Here is a 2,511-nt window from a genome sequence, read left to right on the forward strand (position 1 = left end):
CGGCGAGATCGGCCGCTCCGGCCGCGGAGGGCCCCCGCAGGGCGCCGCCGCCCCCGGCACCCCCCCGTTCGAGGGGGGGGCCTCCCCCACCCCCCTCCTCCCCCCCGCCACCGCCCGCCCGCGGATCCGCGTCGGCGCCGTCCTCTACGGACTCGTCCTCGCCGCCGCCTCGATCGGCCTGCTCGTCGTCTCGGCCGACCCGGTGCTGCGCGCGCAGGTCGTCGAGCGCGGGATCACGCTCGAGCCCGGCGCCGCGCTCGCCCTGGCCGTCGCGGCGCTCGGCGCCATGGCGCTCCTCCTCGCGCTCGCCCGCCTGCTCGACCGCCGCGCCGCTCGCGACGACGGCTGACCCCGGCGCGGGACGCCGGGTGCTCGCAACCCCCTGCCCCGCATCCGCCGAGAGGCGCAGACTCGTCCCGGGCGATCGCCCGCCACCCCCTGGAGACGAGACCATGCCCTTCTGCGCCCTCGAGAGCCTCCGCTGATGGAGCTGGGCATCGCCGCGATCGTCGGCGTCTCGGTCCTCGTCGCGGTCGCCGTCTTCTCGCGGCGCCTCGGCGTCGCCGCCCCGATCGTCCTCGTGCTCGCCGGCGTCGGCCTCTCGTACATCCCCGGGGTGCCGGAGGTGGTCGTCCCGCACGAGTGGGTGCTCGACGGCGTGCTGCCGCCGCTGCTCTACGCGGCGGCGCTCAGCGTCCCGTTCATCGACTTCCGCCGGAACCTCACCACCATCACCGGCCTGTCGGTCGTGCTGGTGCTGATCTCGGCGGCCGGCGTCGGCGCGCTCCTCTTCCTCCTCCTCCCCGAGCTCGGGCTGGGCCTGGCGATCGCCGTGGGCGCGATCATCAGCCCGCCCGACGCCGTCGCCGCGACCTCGGTCGGCCGGCGGCTCGGCCTCCCGCCGCGGCTGCTCACCCTGCTCGAGGGCGAGGGGCTGATCAACGACGCGACAGCGCTGGTCCTCCTCCGCTCGGCCCTCGCCGCCGCCGCGGGGACGCTCGCGACGCCGTGGGCCGCGATCGGCGACTTCCTCTACGCGGTCGTCGTGGCCGTCGTGGTCGGGTTCGTGGCCAGCGTCGTCACCGTCTTCGTCCGCTCGCGGCTCGAGGACCCGGTGCTCAACACCGTCCTCTCCTTCATCGTCCCCTTCGTCGCGTTCATCCCCGCCGAGGGCCTGGGCGCCTCGGGCGTGCTCGCCGTGGTCGTCGCCGGCCTGCACACCGGGCACGCCTCCTCCCGCGCCTTCACCGCCCAGTCGCGGGTGAACGACCGGATCAACTGGCGGACCGTGCAGTTCCTGCTCGAGAACGGCGTGTTCCTGCTGATCGGGCTCGAGATCCGCTCGCTGATCCAGGACGCCGACAGCGCGCGCCTCTCCGTGCCCGGAGCGGTCGGGATCGGCCTGATCGCGGTGGTCGGACTGATCGTCGTGCGCTTCCTCTGGGTCGGCCCGGTCCTCCTCGGCGAGCGCTGGCAGACGCGCCGGGCCGAGCGCCGGGCCCGTGAGCAGAAGGAGCTGCTCGAGTCGCCCGAAGGGCAGGACCTGCCGAAGGAGGAGCGCGGCCGCGCGAAGCGGCGCTACCTGCTGCGGCGCAGCGACTACCGGCACTTCAGCCGCAACGGCATCGGCTGGCGCGGCGGTCTGGTGCTCGGCTGGTCCGGGATGCGCGGAGTGGTGACCCTCGCGGCCGCGCAGTCGCTGCCCGAGGACATCCCGTACCGTCCGCAGCTCGTGCTGATCGCCTTCACCGTGGCCGTCGCGACCCTGCTGATCCAGGGCAGCACGCTGCCGCTGCTGATCCGCGCGCTGGGCATCCGCGGGATCGACGTGCCCGAGGACCAGCGGGCGCTCGCGGGCCTGCTCGACGAGATCACCGAGAAGGGCCTCTCGGTGCTGGAGCACCCGGGCGACGCCGTCGAGGGCGCCGACGGCGTCGCTCCGGACGTCCTGGAGCGAGTGCGCCAGACGTCGTTCCTCCGCTCCGAGGCCGCCTGGGAGCGCTCGCGCGGCACGGAGCGGTCGGTCGCGGACACTCCGCACCGCCTCTACCGGGCGCTGCGCCTCGCCGTGGTCGCGGCCGAGCGGGAGGCGCTGCTGGACGCGCGCTCGCGCCGGGCCTACCCGCAGCGCATCCTCCGCGACGCCCAGTCGCTGCTCGACCTGGAGGAGACGCGGCTGCGGGTCCGGCGGGGCTCCGAGTCCTGAGGGCTCGGGATCGTGACGATCGCTCCCGGGGATGCCCGCGCTGATCCGCGCCCTGTGGAGGAGCGCCGAGCTCCTCGAGTGCGCCATCCGGATCGACCCCTCGGACCACGGCCGTCCGGCCTCCCCGGCATAGCCCGCCGATGCGTCACCCCCCGTTAAGCCCGCGCTCCCCGCTTCCTCTGGCACTGCCGTCGCCCCGCCCGTAACCAGTAGATCGTCTGACCGGGCGTCACCTTCACGTCGTAGAGCGTGAAAGCCGCGCCGGCGCCGCCGGTGCCCCCGGTGTTCCCCACGCTGTCGAAGTC

2 protein-coding genes are annotated in these 2,511 nt (G+C 75.0%); both read left to right on the forward strand.

Annotated features, from left to right (window positions below; genetic code table 11):
* Positions 1-349: hypothetical protein (locus tag C5C10_RS17990; protein ID WP_219813289.1), on the forward strand; the 349-nt coding region annotated here is incomplete at its 5' end.
* Between the two features lie 135 nt (positions 350-484).
* On the forward strand, positions 485-2,206 hold the full coding sequence (locus C5C10_RS17330) for a sodium:proton antiporter (RefSeq protein ID WP_104329879.1): 1,722 nt from the start codon (positions 485-487) through the stop codon (positions 2,204-2,206).
* Positions 2,207-2,511 lie beyond the last annotated feature (305 nt).

Origin of the sequence: Rathayibacter sp. AY1A3 (assembly GCF_002930975.1) — a bacterium.
Taxonomy (GTDB): domain Bacteria; phylum Actinomycetota; class Actinomycetes; order Actinomycetales; family Microbacteriaceae; genus Rathayibacter.